Source organism: Methylomagnum ishizawai (assembly GCF_019670005.1).
GTDB classification, from domain to species: Bacteria; Pseudomonadota; Gammaproteobacteria; order Methylococcales; family Methylococcaceae; genus Methylomagnum; species Methylomagnum ishizawai.
The window spans coordinates 3686888-3703657 of the sequence record NZ_AP019783.1; the positions used below are offsets into that span (position 1 = coordinate 3686888).

The following is a 16770-nucleotide window of genomic DNA, read 5'->3' on the forward strand; positions in this document are numbered from 1 at the left end:
GCCCCGGCCTATTTGATGAGGGAGACCGGCAGGTCGGCGATGTGCAAGACCTTGGCCGGCACCGAACCCGTGAAGAAAGCAGCGAACGGGCTGCGGCCACTGGCCCCCATCACGATCTCGTCGCAGTCCTTTTCCCTGGCGTATTGGACGATCACCTCGGCGGGGTCGCCCACGCCGATATGGATTTGATAGGGGATGCCATCGGCGTCCAGGCGCTCGCGGATCGGGGCCAGCACCTTCAAGCCCTCCTCCTGGTGGAATTGGCGGATTTGCTCGCCATCGATGAACATCCCCACATCGCCGTGCAAAGCCGGGCGCACGGTGAGCAGATGCACCTCGACCGGCGGTTTGTACCAAGCCAGCCGGGCGTACAAATGCTCGGCCAGACGTAGGGAACTCGGGGAATCGTCCACGGGGATCAGCAATTTAAGCATAGGGATTCTCCATCAATCGGGCTTGGCGGTAGGGTCGGGGTCTTCGGCCAGGAGGTCCACCAAGGCCGGCGGCTTGGCGGCGGCGGCGCGGCGGGCCAGGGTTTTACCCACCCCGACCACGGTGGCGGCGGTGGCGAGCGGGATCAGGATATGCAGGGCTTCGTGGGTCTCGAACCAAGCCAACAACACCGGATCGGTGACCAGCATCTCGCCCGATACATAGCCCAGCAAGGCCGCGCCCACGGTGATGATGACCGGGAAGCGGTCCATCAGCTTGAGGATCAGGGTGCTGCCGAACACCACCAGCGGGATGCTCACGCCGAGGCCGATGACCAGCAAGGGCAGGCTGCCCTTGGCCGCCGCCGCCACCGCGATCACATTGTCGAGGCTCATCACCAGATCGGCCAGCAAGATGGTGCGGATGGTGCCGATCAAGCCCTGGGGCTTGTCGCCGCCGTGGCCGCCTTCCTGCTCGGGCAGCAGCAGTTGCACCGCGATCCAGAACAACAAGCCGCTGCCGATCAGCTTGAGATAGGGGAGTTTCAGCATCTGCACCGCCACCAGGGTCAGCACCACCCGCATGAAGATGGCGGCGAACGAACCCCAGAGGATGGCCTTGCGGCGTTGCGCCTCCGGCAGCGAGCGGGCCGCGAGGGCGATCACCACCGCGTTGTCGCCGGACAGGATGATATTGACGAGGATGATCTGGCCCAGGCCGATCCAGAATTGGGGGTCCATCAGTAGGTCGGGCATCCGATTGTCTCCAGGACTGCGTTGGGTTCCGGGTTGGGGGATGGGCGGCGGACGCGGCGGGACCGCGCAAAGGGCCGCGATTGTAGCAGGCGGCGGCGAATATCGCCCGGCCATGGCGGCATTGTAGGCGAGCGGCACCGGACTTACACTCCGGTTCCACAACCCCATCCCGACGATAAAGGAACGACACCATGCCCATCAAACGTCCCCAGCCCAACCGTGCCAAGCTCGACAAGGTCGTCGCCGACGCCCGCCGCGACAAGGAAGACCGGGAAAAAGGCTACCGCGAACAAGCCCTGAAGCTCTATCCCTGGGTCTGTGGCCGCTGCGCCCGCGAGTTCGACCTGAAGAACCTGCACGAACTCACGGTACACCACCGCAACCACAACCACGACGACAATCCGGCGGACGGCAGCAATTGGGAGCTACTGTGCTTGTACTGCCACGACGACGAGCATCAGCGCCATATGAACGCCGCCCTCTACGGCAAGGGCGCGGCGGAAAAACCCAAGGAAACCGGAAGCTTCAAGGCGTTCGCGGGGTTGGGGGATTTGCTGAAAAAAGAATGAGGCGGGAAGCGGCGCGGCCACCCAAGGCCGCGCCTATCGGACCGGAAGCCATCGCTTCAGCGGCAAGGCACTTTCAAATACCCGCCATCGCTGGAATGGTCCCCGGCGATCCGCAGGAATTGCAAGGTCAATAATAATTCGGCCAGGCGCACTTCGCGGTGGACGCTGAGCGACCAGGAATCCCCCTGGATTTTGTCCGCCCAATCGATGAATTCCAACGTGCCCACCGACACATAATTATCCAGCGCTAGGGTATGGTTTTCGATCTTCTGCAACACCTGCCCGACCCGCTTCAGCAAGGCGTCGAATCCCGGTTTTTGCGCCAAGGCCGCCGGACTGGCGGCCACCGCGATTTTCGCGCCGACGGCCTGCCCGCCCTGGAACATCTGGAACCACGACCCGGTATGGGGCGGCAAATGCGGCACGATATCGTCCAGGTATTCATAGCGCCGCGTCAGCGCCTTCATCGCGCCATCGTAAGCCAGGGCGAAAGCAATGGCGTAGGCCAACCGGCTGGCATGGATTAACTGGCAAGGTGTGACCATGATGCTTTGCTCCTATTTTTGAGGATCATTCCCCCTGGCCCGGATTCGGCCATGCCGCATCCGGGCCAGGGATCGCTATCAAGCCGGAGGGGTCGGGGCACCGGGCACGCCCCGGCGCTTCAGCGCCTCGAAGCTGCCGCGTTTGAGGAACAGGGGATTGATGAAGGCGAGGTAGAGCTTGATGAACAAAGTGCCGACCAAGGCCAGTCCGGCATTCAACACCCAGCGCTTGAGCGCGGCCCAGGGCGCGATCAAGTATTGGAAAACCCGGAACAGCTTCGCCAACTTCGGCAGCAGTTGATCGACCAGCCAGCCCAGCAGCAGGGCCGCGATCAACAGCACCGGGATACAGCTTTGCAAGAACGCCTGGATTTGCGGGGCCAACACCACCAGCAGGGCCACGACCACGGCCAAGGCCAGGACCGACAGCCAGGGAATCAGGTACAAAGCCTTGCCGAAGGTTTGTCCGGCCACCCGCAGTTGCTTGAGATAATCGGGAGTCGGCAGCCGTAGCCAAGGCTTGATTTCGAGGAACTCCCAGGCTTCCTCTCCCGCCGCCAGCAAGGGCACGTTCCCCAAGCCCTGTTCCCCGATCAAATAGCCGTCCAGCATCAGCGAATAAGCCTCCACCTCGCTGAAGGCATCGAGGTCGGTGCGCACCGCGGACAGCAATTCCTGCACCGCAGGATCGACGCCGAACCGCTCCGTGGTGGGGAGTTGCACTTCCGGTTGTTTGTACGGTTGGCCATCGGGGCCGTTCCAATACAGTTCGCGGTAGCCCAAGCCCTGGCGCAGGCTCATGAACGCCACCGAACCCGGCCCGTTCCGCGTCAAGGTGAACAGGTTTTCCAGCACCGCCGTCCGCACCCGGTCCTGTAGGATCGAACTGACCCGCGACAATACCGCCACCAGATCGGTGCCGGGCCGGGGTTGCTCGCCCATCTGCCCGCAGGCGTCGCTGACCACGAACTCGACGCAACCGTTGTCGATCAAGCCGGTGACGCCCTGGTTGTCATGCACGCCGCCATCGACCAACTGGACCTGGATCGCCTCCTCGCCATCCTGGTACAGCCCGGTGATGGACAGGGGCGGGAACAACCCCGGCACGCAGGCCGAAGCCGCCACCGCGTGGCCGAGCGGGAAATCCTGTTGGTGGACCACGATATCGTCATAGGACCTGGGGCGCTTGAGCCGGATCGGCTTCTTGTCGATATCGTTGTTATTGGAAGGTGGTTCGCCCATGTCCTGGGCGGTGAAGCGCCAATTGTTGCCGCTGTTCAAGGTGGTGGCGTTGACGACCAGGATGGGCACCTTGGCCTTGCGGTCGCCGTTGTGGCGGTTGGGATGGAAATCGGGCTGGCCGGGCGGGAATATCTTGAGCTTCCGCATTTCGACCGGGTCGCCGACCTGGGCCTTGTCCAGCACCGATTGATACAGCAATTGGTCATAGAGTTCGGCGAGGCGGTCGCTGGTGGAATAATCGCCGCGGTGCCGCTTCCAGTTGGCCGCGAAATCGGCGAAGGCCAGCATCCGGATATTGCGCTGGGTGGCCGCCAGGAAATCGCCCGCCAGCGCCGCCACGATCTCCACATAGTCCCGGTCGGTGATTTCGGCGTCGGGCTCGCGCTCCAGCAGTTTCTTGACGTGGAGATAATACAGCGCCCCCAGGATGGAGCCGCCGGATACCGTGGAAATCACCTCGACCCGGCGCAACAGGCCGCGCTGGGCCATCTGCGCCAACACGCCGATATGGAAGAACGACGCCCTCAAACCGCCGCCGGAAAAGGCGAGCCCCAACCGGCCCGCGGCGGCGGGGGCTTGGGATTCTGGTATGGGATCGGACATGGCAGCCTCCTACAGGATTTATGGTTATTGGGGCGGGGCGGCGGGCCGCGCCGCCCCGAGGCCGGGACCGGCGACGGTCAGCGGTATTGCCCGACGACCTCGTAGATCACCGTGGCGTTCTTGCGGTCGGTCATGAACTTGCGCCCGCCGATCCCCAAATGGTCGGGATCGGCCTCGTAGGAGGCCACGCCGTAGAAGATCTGCTCGTCCTTTTGCCCGGCCAGGATACCGGTCACCAAGGACAGCAAGGCGGTCCCGGCATTCACGATCACGCCCGCCACCGGATTGGCCGCCGTGGCGGCGGTACCGAGGGTATTCGCCAAGCTTTTGCCGGTGTCGGATTCGAGGGCGTCGTGGATGGCCTTGTTGATATCCCGGCTTTTCTCGTTGCTTTTCATCAGCACCACATGGATATCCAGGAAGCGGGGGGTTTTATCCCCGGCGGTGACGATCCTGGCGACATCCAACCCGCTGTCGCCGTCGTTGGGATCGTTGATGGGCAGGGTATCCATATCCTTGATATCGTTGAATACCCGGCTGGTTTGGAATTGATAGGGCAGGTCGGCGGCGTCGCTGGTCACCAGGATGATGGGATAGACATCGGCGGGCGTGTCCACCCCGAGGATGGCGTTATGGTTATCCATGACCCGGATTTGGTTGAAGCGCAGGAACAGGCCTTTGAGGCCGGTGAGCGGGGAACGCTCCGACGGCGTCCGCAGCGCCGCCATGAAGTCGTTGCCGCTCTCGGTCGGCAATCGGGCCATCGCCGCGTGGCGGGCTTGGCGGGGATCATCCACAAAATTGGGCACAAGTACCATGGCTGGACTCCTTACTATAGGGAATTGGCGAAAGCTTAAAACAGGCGAACGCGGCAAGCACGTATCATAAGTACTTCACATGCCGCTTTCCAACCCGTCCCACCAGGGCCCCGGCCACCGATGCCAACCTTCCCCGCCGACACCGGCGATCCCCCGTTGGCGGGATGGGGTAAAATCCCCAGCCCGACCCACCTATGGAATCCGAACCACCATGAATCCCCACCCCGTCCCACACGCCCGGACCGGCTGGAGCGTCCTCTGCGCGGCCCTCCTGCTCGCGGGCTGCGCCAGCGAACCCAAACCGCTGGCCCCCCTGTCGCCCAACGATCCCGAAGCGAAAGCGCTGGAAGCCGACCGGGCGCAATTCCGCGCCAAAAAGGAAGCCCTGATCGACGAGGCGATGGACCTCGACGCCGCCGAACACGACGCCTTTTGGAACGAATACCACCAATACGAGGCCGAACTCCGCAAAATCCAGGACGAGCGCTACCAGATCATCCACGACTTCGCGACCTACTACGACAACATGACCAACGCCATCGCCGACAACCTGGCGGAACGCATGTTGAAAATGAAGCAGCGCCGCAATGAATTGGCCGCGAAATACTACCGCCGCATCAAAGCGGCCACTTCCGCCACCACCGCCGCGCGGTTCCTGCAAGTCGAGAACGAAATCACCCTGCTGTCGGACCTCAAGGTCAGCAGCGAAGCGCCGTTGTTCCCCAAGGGCGCCAATCCCGCCGATATGAAATAACCCGCCCGCCGCCGCGTGGGCGCGGTTCCCGGCCCACGCGCCACCCCGCCTTATATCCCGGAAGGCGGCCCCTTTGGGGAAAACACCACCGCATTATTGAAAGCCAAGCGTTTGCCCGGCCGGCCACGTGCTGGATTACTGGCGGGCGCCGCGGAAATCCGTGGGCAACGCCGCCGGGGGTTTACCGGCCTTGGGGCTGGATGAAAAATACCTGGGAATCCCAAAGGCTTCCCGACCGCGGGAACCGCCTAGGTTCTTAACCGGGCCTGGGAAGCGGATATCGGCGATATCCGGGGAGAAAAAGAGGGGAGGAATCACGGAAACCGTGGTGGACTCGCCCGGAACCGCGGAGCGGCGTCAATTCCGGGCAATATCCAGGGTGGAGGGGAAAAGCGGCGGGATGCTATACCCGGAATTCCTCCTGGGAACGGCCTTGTTCGAGGTAGGCGGTTAACCAACGGGGTTTCATACCGCGGCCGGTCCAGGCGTTCTTGGCATTATTGGGGTCGCGATATTTGACCGGAACCGAGGTTCCCTTACGGGTGGTGGGTTTCTTATCGCCTTCGCTAATCTCCACGTGCATACCGATGGAGGAGGCCAACTCCTTGATTTTAAGGATAGTTTCCCGCTTCTTACCATGCCTTTTGGCTTCCAGCTCCTTGGAAGCGTTCGCGATGAGTTCCGCCAATTCGACTTCGGACAGGGTGGCTATATTGTCAGACATAGGGGTTTACCTTTACATGAAAACCTTATTATAGCCAGCGCCCGCTTTTATAAGCAATAGTCCGGCACTATTCTCCGCCCGATCCCCGGTTTTGGGAAAACACCCAGAACTCCACCACGCCGCGCCGCTCCTGGCAAAGTAAGCGGATGATTTTCCTTGATTCGGGGCGGCTGGCCGGGGAAATCCACTTTAACCGCAGGGCGAACGGGAATCCTCCGGCGCGGAAATGGGGGAAGGCTATTCGATTAGCCCAGCCCAAATCCCGGCCGGCCTTCCCATCCACCGGGCGCAATGTCTAATCGGCGACCCACACCGAGATACTCCGCCGCGCTCCGATACATTATTCCGAGGCGGAACCGGGGGATGGTGGATAAACCGGGGAATCCGACAGGAACAACAGCGCCAGCCCCGAACGATAATTATCAAGCGCCAACGGCTTGAGGAAAGATGGCGCAAAAAGGGTCAAAAGCACCACATCATAGCCTTTCCAGCCCAGGACCGGCTTAAATAAACCAGTCGCCGCGTTATCGGTTTCCAGCGGACGGCTCCGGGATACCCCAAAGGGATGAAAAAACGCTTAAACCGCTCGATAGCCGGATATAACCCGGCCCCGGATCAAGACGCGGCGCGGCGGTTCCACCACCCTAACCCCAGGATCAACGCCGTCATCCAAGCAGCGGCCAGATAACCGATCACGCCATCATAACCGCCGACCAGGAAGCCGAGTTCGGCATTGGGATTGCCCTTGGTGAGGGCGCGGGCGAATTTGATGACGAAGACCCAACCGGCGTGCAGCCCGATGCAATAGCCCAACCGGCCCCGCCCCGATAAGCGCAGCAGGGCCAGCAACACCCCGGCGATGAACAAGGCCAGGAACGAATCGGGCTGGATGCGCCCCGGCAATTGGGCGAAGGCGTCGAACGCCACGGGCAGTCCGGTATACCAATGGATATCGGCGAATTCCGGCCTGATGCCGGTCTTGAGGAAATGCAGCAAGGCGAAGTAAAAGGCACAGATCGCGATGGCGGCCAGCCGGGGCACGGCCTTATCCAAAGCGCCCAGGAAAAAGCCCCGGAACAGCGGCTCCTCGGCCAGGGCCACGGCGCAGCCGGTCAAGAGGGCGTTGAGGGCGGCCTGTTGGATTTGCGCCGCCGTGGCGATCTTGGCGGGATTGGGGACACGGATATCCAACAGCACCAGCGCCACGGCGTGCAGGCCCAGCATGGCGAGTCCCAACCCGAAACCCACGGCGACCTGTTTCAGGAATGGCCCGATACGGGCCGGGAATCCGAAGTCCGTCCAGCGCAAGCCCAAACCCCGCATCACGGGTGGAATACCGACGAACAACAAACCCTGGGATAAGCGCCCGATCACCACATGCAAGGGCATGGCCCCGTGCAGGGCCAACGCCAAGGGATAGGCGGCCAAGGCCCCGACGCAAGCGCAGAGCAATAAATAAGCGGCGGGCGCGAGCGCCGCCAGCAGGATGGGGCGGAACATAGGGAAAATGGCTTGGATGGGAAGAGAATTAATCCGGCGATCCGGGGCAATGGGGCGGCAAGCCCAAAACCTCCAGATAAACCGTGGCGCTATGCTCGATGCCGTAGGGGCGGGCCGCCTCGCGCAGCCGTTCGGGGGGCAAGGGATCGCGCAGGGTATCCAGCATGGCCTGGGCCAGGGCCGCGTCGTCGCCGACCGGGACCAAGCGCCCGTAGCGGCCATCGCCCAGGATTTCCCTGGGACCGCTGGGACATTGGGTCGATACCGCGGGCGTGCCCAGGGCCAGGGCTTCGATCAAGGCGAAGCCCAAGCCCTCCCAGCGCGAGGTGAAGGCGAACAAGGCGGCATGGGCCAGGAAGCCATAGGGATTGGGCTGGAACCCCGGCAGGTTCACCTCCCCGGCCACGCCCAGTTCGCGGGCCAGGGCTTCCAAGGCCCGTTGCTGCTTGCCGCGCCCCAGGATGATGAGCCGGCACGGCAACTCCCGCCGCAGCCGGGCGAAGGCCCGCAGCAAGGTCGGGAAATCCTTGCGCGCGCCGAGTTCCCCCATCCCGAGGATCACCGGCGGCTCGCCGGGCGCGAACCAGGGATGGTCGGGCCGGGGCTGGGGCTCGGTGAACAGGCGCTCCGGGACCACCGGGCTGGGCACGGCCCGGATCGAAGGGCGCGGCAAGCCGGTATAGGCGCTCATATCGTCGGCCACGTCCTCGCAGGTGACGATGACCTGGTCGGCGAAACGGTAGAGCTTGCCCATGGAATTGCGCTGCAACCAACGCTCGAACGCGCCGCGGTGGGCCAGATCGACCGAGATCGTGGTGCCGGAACTCAGCACCAGCCGGGTCTCGACCCCGGCCAGCCAGCGGGCCAGCAGCGCCGTGCGGTTGACCCGGTCCTTGTCGGACAGCAAGGCGGCGGGCCGCTCGGCGCGGAGATAGCGTACCACCGCGCCCAGGCTGCCATAGGTATGGCGGCTACCGAGATCGACCACGCGGACGCCCTCGGGCACCGGGCCGAGTTCGGGGCCGTGGCCTTGGACCTTCAACAGGTCCACCCGGTAGCCGCGCCGGGCCAGGGCGGGTATGAGGTGCTTCATGGCGCGGTCCACGCCGCTATGGCCGGAAGTGGCGACGAAGATGGCGATTTTCGGGGTCATGGTCGGGGCCGGGTTGGGATTATCCGATCCATTCTAAAGGATTCTCGGCGGCGGAAGGTTGGACATCGGGCTGTTCGAGCAACAGCCGGTGCCAAAGCGCGAATTGCAGCAGGCTGTAGATTTCCCGCGCCGCCCCGCCCGTCTCGCGCTGCGCCGCGAACATCGCCGGCAAAGCCCGCACATCGAACCACGCCCCCACCGCCGGATTGGCGACCAGCCTCCGTTCCAACCCGTCGAGGAACTCCCCCCGTAGCCATTCGCCCACCGGCACATGGAAACCGCGCTTCTTGCGGTGGATATGCTCGGGCGGCAACCAGCGCCCGGCCCAGCGCCGGAGGAAATGCTTGCCGGTGCGTCCATCGACCTTGAGCCGGTCGGGCAGGGCAAGGCCGAACTCCACCACCCGGTGGTCCAGGAACGGCACCCGGCCCTCGACCCCGAAGCCCATCAACATGCGGTCGGCCTTGACCAGGAGGTTATCCGGCAGGGCCGTGACCATATCGGTGTATTGGGCGCGCTGGAGATAGCTCCAGGACCGGGGCGTCTCCCGCCAGGCGGCGATGACGGGGGCGCGGAACTGGCGGTTGGCCTCGGCCAGCGCGGGACCGAACAGTTTCCGGGTCCAACGGGGCTGCAATTGCGGGCGGGTTTTGAAGCCCTCCGAACCCGGCGACCACAGGTTTTTCCAGAAACGCCCAGGGTTGGGACGGTAGCGCCCATAACCCGCGAACACCTCGTCGCCGCCCTCGCCGCTGAACACCACCTTGAGTCCCGCCCCCGCCCGCTGGGCCAGGACGGCGGTGGGCAGGCAGGCGTAATCGCGCATCAGATCGTCGGTGGCCCAGACCGAGCGCACCAACTGGCCGAACACTTCGTCCCGGTCCAGCCGCAAAGCCGTGTGTTCGGTGCGGAAGCGCCCGGCGATCCACTCGGCGTCGGAGAGTTCGTCGCGCATCTCCACGTCGCGGTAGCCCACCGAATAGCTGCGGATCGGCCCGTCGCACAGCCGGTCCAGCATCCCCAACAGGATGGCCGAATCCAGCCCGCCCGACAGGAACAGGCCATAGGGCACGTCCGAGCGGATATGTTCGCGCATGACTTGGTGGAACAGCGCGTCGAATTCCTCGGCGGCTTCCGCGTAGCCGATATTCCGGGTCTGGACCCGCAACGGGGTCCAATAGCGGCGGCGGGCCAGGCGCAGGCTGCCGGTGTCGATCTGGATGATTTCGCCAGGCAAGACCCGCTTCACGCCTTGGAGGATCGTCTCCACGCCGGTGCTGAATTGGTTTTGCAGGAATTGGGCGAAGGCCGTAGGATCGATGGCCGGGGTCCGGCCCAGCAAGGGCAGCAGCGCTTTGATTTCGGAGGCGAACACCACCCGGTCGGGCAGTTCGGCGTAATACAGCGGTTTGATGCCCAACCGGTCGCGGGCGATGACCACCCGCCCCCGCTCCCGGTCGTACAGGGCGAAGGCGAACATGCCGTGCAGGGATTCGACGAAATCCACCGGGTCCAGGGCATAGCCGTGGAGAATGGTTTCGCAGTCGGAATGGGTGGCGAACGCCCGGCCCTCGGCTTCCATCGCCTGGCGCAGTTCCACGAAGTTGTAGATTTCGCCGTTGGCGACCAGGGCGAGCCGGCCCCCGCCCTCCAGGAGGGGCTGGCGACCGCCGCCCAGGTCGATGATCGACAGCCGGGTATGCGCCAGACCCACGCCCTCTTCGGTGAAAATGCCATGGCCGTCCGGTCCCCGGTGGCCCAGGCGTTGCGCCGCCCGTTCCAATACCTGGGGTTCGACCCGCCCCGTCCGGCTAACGATGCCCGCGATACCGCACATGATGTTCCTTGGTGAATCCGATGGACGCAACCGGCGCGGCAGGGACGGAGTCCCGCCCACCGGCCACGGAAAACCGCATAAACTACCCGCCGGGCGACGGCACCGCAACGGAGATTGATCGCGGCGGCTGGTTTCGCCGCCGCCGCCCGCCTAAAATCCCGCCCCTGGCCACCGTATCCGCTCCTCCACCCATGACCACCCACGCGCCCCCCGCTCCGACCGGCGGCTTCATCCGCCGCCCCGCCCACCGTTACGACGACCCGCTCGCCCGCCTCTGGGTCGCCTGCGCCGAGGCCATCGGCTTCCGCATCGAGCGCTCGCCCGCCGCCTACGCCTCGACCGACGGCCGCGGCACCCTCCTCATCGGCACCGACGACTTGTTCGATCCCGACGACTCGCTGGCCCAAATGATTTTCCACGAACTCTGCCACGCCCTGGTCGAAGGCGAGACCGGGGAAAAGCGGGAGGATTGGGGACTGGACAACACCCGGCAGGGCAACCCGTGGCGGGAACACGCTTGTTTGCGGCTGCAAGCCTATCTGGCCGGGAGCGTGGGACTCAGGCGGTTTTTCGCGCCGACCACCGATTACCGGGTGACGTTCTGGGATGGCCTGCCCGCCGATCCCTTCACGGCCCCGGCGGAAGCGGGCGGACGCCGCGAGCGCTCCTGCGTGGCGGCGCGGATCGCGGCGTGGCGGGCCTCGGGCCTGCGCTGGGCACCCTTGCGCGAGGCGCTCAAGGCCAGCGCCGATCTGGCCGCGCTGGTGCCCCGGAGCCTCCGCGCCGAAACCATACCCTCGCTATGGACCACGGCGGACCCGCCGCCCGCCCCGCATCCCGCCGGGCATGCGCCCGTGGCGGCTTATCATGCGGATGCGGGCTGCGCCGATTGCGCCTGGGGCTATATCTCGCGTGGACACCGGCACTGCCGCCACGCCCCGAGCATCCGCCTCGCCCCGGACGCGCCCGCCTGCGCCCGTTACGAACCCGCCACGGAACTGGATTGCCAGACCTGCGGGGCGTGTTGCCGCGAGGCTTACCATTCGGTGGAGATTGCAAGGCGCGAACCCTTGATCAAGCGGCATCCGGATTTGGTGGTGGACGGCGGCACCCATCTCAAGCTGCGGCGGGAAGGCGAACGTTGCGCGGCGCTCCAAGGCGGCAAAACCGCTTGCGAACCCTACGCCTGCGCCATCTACGCGGACCGGCCCAAGACCTGCCGCGAATTCACCCTGGGCGGCGGGCATTGCCTGGATGCGCGGCGGCGGGTGGGTTTGTCGCTGTGAGGCGGTGCGGGTGCCCGCGGGAACCGGCTGGGCGGCGGGACCGACCCCCGCGATGGACTCAGCCCTCCCCCAACAGCCGCTTGAACAGCGCGGTCCATTGGGGATCGCTCCCCTCCCAACTACTGGTATCCGGCTCGAATATAACAAAACCGTCGTCCTCAGCGGGAGGATTGACGATCCTGTCCGGGCGCGTCGTCACGACGAACTCTATATCCCGACCGAAGAAGCCCGCGACCTCCTGTTTCAGCGCCACCAAGACGCCATAATCGACCGGATCGAGGCAAACCTCGGGTATATGGCCGTTATGGATATTGTTCTGGAGATTGGACCATAGGACGATCAGCCTTTTGGCCCGCCCGGCTAGTTCGAGGTTTTTGCGGACATGGGCGCGCTTGCTGGCGAAGTTGTCGTAGTTCTCGCGGATCATCTCCAGGCTGCCTTCCTGCCTGGGGAAATCATGCCAAAAATGGAATCCATACCGGTTCCACCTCGGGCGGCCGCCATGGATATATAACTCTTCGAGCGGCGGGATGGCCGGCCCCCCCTCCCTCAACCATTCGATCACGCACCCAGGCTGGGTGATGATGTAATCCAAATAGGTGCCCCGTTTGGTCAGGTGTTCTATCCCGGTTATCCCGGCAATCAGCTCGATATTCTTATGGGCTTGCCATTCCGCCTGGCATGAAGTCCCGATGCTCAATAGACATAGCTCTCTCGAATACAGCATAAAAAACACTCGCGCGACGCGGATATAAGACAAACAAAAACCCTTCCCACCCGACAAGCGGCGGCCGCCCCCCACGGGCCTATACGCCTTCCATAGCCATCGATCCCAAGCGGAAAAGTATATACCCCGACCCGGCGTCGGCACCGCCGGGGCATCGATTCCCGCGGCCCATGAAAAAGCGGCGGGGGCATGACGCCACCGCCGCTCGCGGGGAGGAGGCGGAACCCGCCTCCTCCAAACCGGGAAACCGCCTCAAGCCGTGGGATAGGCCGCCAGCAAATCCGCCCCGATGGTGCCCTTGAGGCTATCGAGATAGGCGGGGGCACGGGCCTGTTCCAGCATGGACTCGGCCTTGCCCAGACGGCCCGGGATATCCAATTCCTGGGCCACGTCGCGGTGGCTTTCCAGGGCGAGGAAGGCCCGCAAATCCTGGCAATGGCGCTCCCAGCGGGCGATATCGCGCTGCTGCTTGACCACCAGCCGCCGCCGGTACCAATCCGAATCCAGCAGGGACTCGCGGGTGAACAGGGCGCGGATTTCCGGGTCGTGGGCGTCCTTGCCCTGGTATTTGCCGGTCGCCATGATGTGGAGCAGGGCTTTCAGCGGCGGGCAGGCGTCCTCGATGCTGCCGTCGTCCAGATAATGCTGGGCGGCTTGCTGCTGGGCCTCGACGATGTTGTTCACGCCATCGACGAACACCGCCATGTCCTGGGTCTCGGGCTTCAGGATGGACTCGTCCATCGCCACGGTGGGATTGTCGAAAATCTTGCCCATGAAGCGCGACACGAAGCGGTCGGTGATGCGGTAGCCCAGGCGGCTGGCCTGCACCCAACGGCCCTGGTATTCGAAATCCTTCAGCGGTTCCAGGTAGCCTTTGCGGATGAGGAATTCGGGATCGCGCTCGTGTTCTTCCAACCGCGCCCAGATTTCCGGGATGAGCAGGCTGATATCGTGATCGACCCGGAGGTTCGGCCCGATATAGCCCGCCGCGCTGGAAAACCCGGCATAGCCGGTCACGATGAAGGAGACCAGGGCGTTGTTGAGGTCGGCGGTGGCCCGCAGCGCGTTGAACGGCCCCTTGGTCAAGGCGCCCTCGCTGCCCGCCCCGGTGGTCGAGGGCGATTTGCCGGTCACGCTACAGATGAAATCCATGAACAGTTCCGGCAGTTCCTGGTAATGGATCGGGTTGAACACCGCCAGGGGCCGGATGCCCTTTTCCGGCGGGTTGTTGCGGCGGCCGGTCAGGACCGCGTTGACCGGGTTCACCAAGGGCTGGCCCAGGGGCACCTGGCGGCGCAAACGGGTGCCGATCTCGGCGGTGTAGGTGCGCAAGGGCTTTTGGATATCCGGACGCACTTGCAGATAACGCGGGTTCTTGCTGGGTTTGCCGCCGATGAGCCGGGGATTGGCCGAGGACACCACGTACTGCCCGCCTTCGGTATAGGCCGCCTGCAGCAGGTTGCGCATGGGGTCGGTGTATTTCTGGAACTCCACCACGTCCTCGACGATCCCCTCCAACTGCTCGCCGATCAAAGGCTCGAAGTTGGCGATGAAATTGCCGGGCTGGGCCATGTCGAACTCGGTCTGCTTGTCGAAACCGCGATGGATGGCCTCGTCCGGGCGCTGGAACAAGCGGTATTCGCAGTTCTTCACCAGCTTGACGCTGGAATTCGAGGATTTGGGCGAGCAATTCGGCAACACGGCGCGGCTGACCACCACGGAGGCGCTGATATCGTCCTCCATCTGCACTTTTTCGGCGGCGATGAAATCCTGCCGCACTTTATAGGTGCGCCAGTTGCCGGTTTTGCCCAGGCCGATGCGCAAGTAAGAAGCCTCCAGTTCGCGCCCGTCCAACTTCAAGGCGTGGCCCGGCATCCCGTTGATGACATCGACCGAGAAATGCGAGCGCCAATCCTCGCCCCATTCCGGTTTATAGAAGCGCTTGATGATGAACACCTGGGACAGGATGCGGGAGGGGATCGCGGCCAACCAGGCGGCGTAGTCGTCGGTATTGCTGGCGGTCGGGGTCAGCAGTTTGATGACCGAGCCCAGGCTGCGCTCGGGACTCAGCACCTTGCGGCCGGGATCGCGGTCCTCGTGGGCGAATTCGGGCTTGAGCCGGTTGCTGTAATCGCGCTCGAAGATGGACGCGACCAGGGCCATATCCTCCTCGAAATCCTGCACGAACACCGGGCCGTAGATCACCGCGTCATCGATGGATTTGGAGATTTCCGACTTGCCGCCGCCCGACACGGTGCAGGGCTTGTGGCAGAACACGCCTTCGGCGTCGGTGCCGATCAAGCGCCAGGACGGGGCCGAGGGGTGCTTGCGCATCTCGACCCGGTAGCCGTGCGGCTGCATATAAATCTTGCCGGGGCGCAGTTTGATAGCCTGTTCGCCCTGGGCGTTCTTCCAACGGATGGTCTGCGAACGCAAATCCATCCGCAAATCCAAAGGCACGTAAACCAAATCCGGGTGGGCGCGGTCGATGGCGTAACCCTCCGCTTGCACCTCCATGATATCGCCGTAGCGTTCCACCATCTTCTCGAAGGAATAGAGGTCCGGTTGCTCGCGGGTACGGCTGTCGGTTCCGTACTCTTCGCCATGGTTGCGGCATTGGAAGGCCAAGGCGCCGCCGGCGTGTTCCTCCTCGGCGAGGCCGAACAGGTTGGCGGCGTAGCTGATCTGGGTTTTCACCTCCTTCTTGCCGTACCCGTAATAGTTGTCGGCCAGGATCGTGACCATGACGCCGCGCAGGTCGCGGGCGGTGATCTTGAAGGCGTTGCCGTCGTTGTAGCGCTCGGCTTCATCCTGCCAGCACATGCCGTCGGCGCGTTGGCGCGGGGTGGCGTCGTCGTAATGCGGAAGGCCGAGTTCTTTTTTGGTGAGCCGGGTCAGGTGCGGGGCGAGGAGGATGCAGCCGGTGTGGCCGGTCCAATGCTCGACATCGAGGGCGGCGTCGTTTTCGGGCAGGTTCGGGTTGCCGGCGTTGCCGAAAATGCTTTCCAGGAAATCCAGGTTGCTGACCAGGTTGCCGGGCGCGAAGCAGCGGATTTCCATGGTCTTCTCGGGTTGCACGCCGGGAATCTCCGGGCACACCACCGGACGCAGCAGCAAGGACAGGAACAGCTTGGCCTTTTCCGGTTGGTTGGCGGTGAAGGGCAATTCCAGGAGTTCGTCGGGTGGATTCAGGGCGCTGCGCAGCAGGCGGGCGAAAGCCAGCTTGGGCACGGCCTTCTTGTCGCCGGGGATCGGCAGGCCGCCCTCGGCGATATGGAACGAACCTTGCGTGGTACGGCGGTCGTTGGCCGGATTGTGCAAGATGCCCTGCCGCACCCGGTAGCTGGACACGATATCGGACTTGAAGCTAGCGCCATCCGAAGGCAAGGACAATTCCCGCGCCACGCCGTAGCGGTCCAGGACCAAGGTGCTGGTGGGCAAATGGGCCTGGCCCTCCTCGCCCAGGTCTTCCAGGTAGGCCGCCAGGAAATCCTGGACGCGCCGGTCCACCGGGCAGAGGTGGTGGGTCAGGAGGCGGTTCTTTTCCCGGTAGCTCTTCAGCAAATCGTGGGCGATGGACATGAATTCGTCGTCGCCGGCCTGGCTGGCGACGGGCTGCCCGGTGGAGGAAAGCTTGAGGTTGATATAAAGCTGCAAACGCCGACGTTCGGCTTCGGGGTCGTGGGATTGGGTACCCAGACCTAGTGATTGTTCGATATTCATGGATTTAAACCTTGGTTTAGGATGGACCGGGGCGCGCAGTTTACAGGCTCCTGCCGCGAGCCGCACACCGCCCTTATGCAAGAAGCCAGCCGCCAGGCGGAA

General features: G+C 64.0%; 14 protein-coding genes. 3 read left to right on the plus strand and 11 right to left on the minus strand.

The features are described 5' to 3' along the window. Positions 1-8: 8 nt before the first annotated feature. Positions 9-434, minus strand: coding sequence for a universal stress protein (locus K5658_RS16740; protein ID WP_221064233.1), 426 nt, complete (start codon positions 432-434; stop codon positions 9-11). A 12-nt stretch (positions 435-446) separates the two neighbouring features. Next, positions 447-1187 (minus strand): TerC family protein, encoded by a 741-nt coding sequence (locus K5658_RS16745; protein ID WP_246628474.1) that lies wholly within the window; start codon positions 1185-1187, stop codon positions 447-449. 191 nt (positions 1188-1378) lie between these two features. Between K5658_RS16745 and K5658_RS16750 the strand changes: the two genes are divergently transcribed. Beyond that, on the plus strand, positions 1379-1756 hold the full coding sequence (locus K5658_RS16750) for a YajD family HNH nuclease (protein ID WP_221064234.1): 378 nt from the start codon (positions 1379-1381) through the stop codon (positions 1754-1756). Between the two features lie 56 nt (positions 1757-1812). Here K5658_RS16750 and K5658_RS16755 read toward each other — a convergent pair whose 3' ends face one another. From K5658_RS16755 to K5658_RS16765, 3 genes are all read right to left on the minus strand, one after another. After that, a complete protein-coding gene (locus K5658_RS16755) occupies positions 1813-2301 on the minus strand; it encodes a hypothetical protein (RefSeq protein ID WP_221064235.1) in 489 nt (162 codons plus the stop codon). A gap of 78 nt (positions 2302-2379) precedes the next feature. Continuing rightward, the gene (locus tag K5658_RS16760) at positions 2380-4146 is read right to left on the minus strand and encodes a patatin-like phospholipase family protein (protein ID WP_221064236.1); all 1767 of its coding nucleotides are present in this window, start codon (positions 4144-4146) and stop codon (positions 2380-2382) included. A gap of 77 nt (positions 4147-4223) precedes the next feature. Beyond that, positions 4224-4964, minus strand: a complete 741-nt coding sequence (locus K5658_RS16765; protein WP_221064237.1) for a hypothetical protein — start codon at positions 4962-4964, stop codon at positions 4224-4226. A gap of 211 nt (positions 4965-5175) precedes the next feature. On the opposite strand from K5658_RS16765, the gene K5658_RS16770 reads away from it, so the two are divergent. Beyond that, complete coding sequence (locus K5658_RS16770; protein ID WP_221064238.1) at positions 5176-5718, plus strand: beclin/Apg6 coiled-coil domain-containing protein; 543 nt, start codon at positions 5176-5178, stop codon at positions 5716-5718. Between the two features lie 403 nt (positions 5719-6121). Here the strand turns inward: K5658_RS16770 and K5658_RS16775 are convergent, their stop codons facing one another. The 4 genes from K5658_RS16775 to asnB all read right to left on the minus strand — a co-directional run bounded on the left by K5658_RS16775 (position 6122) and on the right by asnB (position 10932). Beyond that, positions 6122-6442 carry an H-NS histone family protein gene (locus K5658_RS16775; RefSeq protein WP_085215384.1) on the minus strand — a complete coding sequence of 107 codons (321 nt, stop codon included), beginning with the start codon at positions 6440-6442 and terminating at the stop codon, positions 6122-6124. Between the two features lie 615 nt (positions 6443-7057). Next, positions 7058-7942, minus strand: a complete 885-nt coding sequence (locus K5658_RS16780) for a CPBP family intramembrane glutamic endopeptidase (RefSeq protein ID WP_221064239.1) — start codon at positions 7940-7942, stop codon at positions 7058-7060. A 28-nt stretch (positions 7943-7970) separates the two neighbouring features. Then, the gene (locus K5658_RS16785; protein WP_221064240.1) at positions 7971-9095 is read right to left on the minus strand and encodes a glycosyltransferase; all 1125 of its coding nucleotides are present in this window, start codon (positions 9093-9095) and stop codon (positions 7971-7973) included. Positions 9096-9114: 19 nt separating this feature from the next. Next, on the minus strand, positions 9115-10932 hold the full coding sequence (gene asnB / locus K5658_RS16790) for an asparagine synthase (glutamine-hydrolyzing) (protein WP_221064241.1): 1818 nt from the start codon (positions 10930-10932) through the stop codon (positions 9115-9117). A 191-nt stretch (positions 10933-11123) separates the two neighbouring features. Here asnB and K5658_RS16795 point away from each other — a divergent pair, with 191 nt between their 5' ends. Continuing rightward, positions 11124-12218, plus strand: coding sequence for a YkgJ family cysteine cluster protein (locus K5658_RS16795; RefSeq protein ID WP_221064242.1), 1095 nt, complete (start codon positions 11124-11126; stop codon positions 12216-12218). Positions 12219-12276: 58 nt separating this feature from the next. Here the strand turns inward: K5658_RS16795 and K5658_RS16800 are convergent, their stop codons facing one another. Together K5658_RS16800 and K5658_RS16805 are read right to left on the minus strand one after the other, a co-directional pair. Further along, positions 12277-12945, minus strand: coding sequence for a hypothetical protein (locus tag K5658_RS16800; RefSeq protein WP_221064243.1), 669 nt, complete (start codon positions 12943-12945; stop codon positions 12277-12279). A gap of 252 nt (positions 12946-13197) precedes the next feature. After that, positions 13198-16668, minus strand: coding sequence for a PPi-type phosphoenolpyruvate carboxykinase family protein (locus K5658_RS16805; RefSeq protein WP_221064244.1), 3471 nt, complete (start codon positions 16666-16668; stop codon positions 13198-13200). Positions 16669-16770 lie beyond the last annotated feature (102 nt).

What these genes read in the sequence shown, in the direction of transcription:
- K5658_RS16765 (WP_221064237.1), bottom strand. Translation starts at nt 4,964, where the DNA reads ATGGTACTTGTGCCCAATTTTGTGGATGATCCCCGCCAAGCCCGCCAC.
- K5658_RS16795 (WP_221064242.1), top strand. Translation starts at nt 11,124, where the DNA reads ATGACCACCCACGCGCCCCCCGCTCCGACCGGCGGCTTCATCCGCCGC.
- K5658_RS16800 (WP_221064243.1), bottom strand. Translation starts at nt 12,945, where the DNA reads ATGCTGTATTCGAGAGAGCTATGTCTATTGAGCATCGGGACTTCATGC.
- K5658_RS16775 (WP_085215384.1), bottom strand. Translation starts at nt 6,442, where the DNA reads ATGTCTGACAATATAGCCACCCTGTCCGAAGTCGAATTGGCGGAACTC.
- K5658_RS16805 (WP_221064244.1), bottom strand. Translation starts at nt 16,668, where the DNA reads ATGAATATCGAACAATCACTAGGTCTGGGTACCCAATCCCACGACCCC.
- K5658_RS16780 (WP_221064239.1), bottom strand. Translation starts at nt 7,942, where the DNA reads ATGTTCCGCCCCATCCTGCTGGCGGCGCTCGCGCCCGCCGCTTATTTA.
- asnB (WP_221064241.1), bottom strand. Translation starts at nt 10,932, where the DNA reads ATGTGCGGTATCGCGGGCATCGTTAGCCGGACGGGGCGGGTCGAACCC.
- K5658_RS16760 (WP_221064236.1), bottom strand. Translation starts at nt 4,146, where the DNA reads ATGTCCGATCCCATACCAGAATCCCAAGCCCCCGCCGCCGCGGGCCGG.
- K5658_RS16740 (WP_221064233.1), bottom strand. Translation starts at nt 434, where the DNA reads ATGCTTAAATTGCTGATCCCCGTGGACGATTCCCCGAGTTCCCTACGT.
- K5658_RS16745 (WP_246628474.1), bottom strand. Translation starts at nt 1,187, where the DNA reads ATGCCCGACCTACTGATGGACCCCCAATTCTGGATCGGCCTGGGCCAG.
- K5658_RS16750 (WP_221064234.1), top strand. Translation starts at nt 1,379, where the DNA reads ATGCCCATCAAACGTCCCCAGCCCAACCGTGCCAAGCTCGACAAGGTC.
- K5658_RS16755 (WP_221064235.1), bottom strand. Translation starts at nt 2,301, where the DNA reads ATGGTCACACCTTGCCAGTTAATCCATGCCAGCCGGTTGGCCTACGCC.
- K5658_RS16770 (WP_221064238.1), top strand. Translation starts at nt 5,176, where the DNA reads ATGAATCCCCACCCCGTCCCACACGCCCGGACCGGCTGGAGCGTCCTC.
- K5658_RS16785 (WP_221064240.1), bottom strand. Translation starts at nt 9,095, where the DNA reads ATGACCCCGAAAATCGCCATCTTCGTCGCCACTTCCGGCCATAGCGGC.